Annotated in this window: 1 protein-coding gene; it reads left to right on the top strand. The window is 77.1% G+C overall.

The features are described 5' to 3' along the window. Positions 1-467, top strand: a 467-nt coding sequence (locus HUW36_RS33980; protein ID WP_174531712.1) for an RICIN domain-containing protein, incomplete at its 5' end; no start/stop codon positions are given. Positions 468-532: the final 65 nt, after the last annotated feature.

Below are 532 nucleotides of genomic sequence, written 5' to 3'. Positions count from 1 at the left end.
CGCCCAGCCCGACGCCGTCGAGCGTCGCGCCGACCACCCCGGCCCCGCCGGTGGCCACCCCCAAGGTGATCCGGGGCGTGCCGTCCGGGCGCTGCCTGGGCGTGACCGGCGACGACCCGGAGGGCGCGCAGGCCGCGCTGGCCGACTGCACCGGCGGCCCGGAGCAGCAGTGGGTGGTGACCCCGGTCGCCGCCGACACCTACCTGCTGGTCAACGCGACGAGCGGCAAGTGCCTCGACGTCAACGAGGCCAGCACCGACGACGGCGCCGACATCCAGCAGTGGTCCTGCAACGGGCAGGCCAACCAGCAGTGGCGGTTCAACCCGACCGGCGCCGGGCCGGTGCTGCTCGTCGCCGTGCACAGCGGCAAGTGCGCCCAGGTCGACGACGCGGGCACCGAACCCGGCCGGGAGCTGGAGCAGGCGCCGTGCGGCGGCGCCCCCGAGCAGCAGTGGGCGGTCGGCTGACCGGTCAACCCCGGTAGCTCCAGGCCCGCCGGCCGGCCGGCACGGGCAGGGCGAACGCGGGCTCC

This window comes from Micromonospora maritima, from assembly GCF_902825405.1.
Classification (GTDB): domain Bacteria; phylum Actinomycetota; class Actinomycetes; order Mycobacteriales; family Micromonosporaceae; genus Micromonospora; species Micromonospora maritima.
This window is presented reverse-complemented; position numbering and strand designations above follow the sequence as displayed.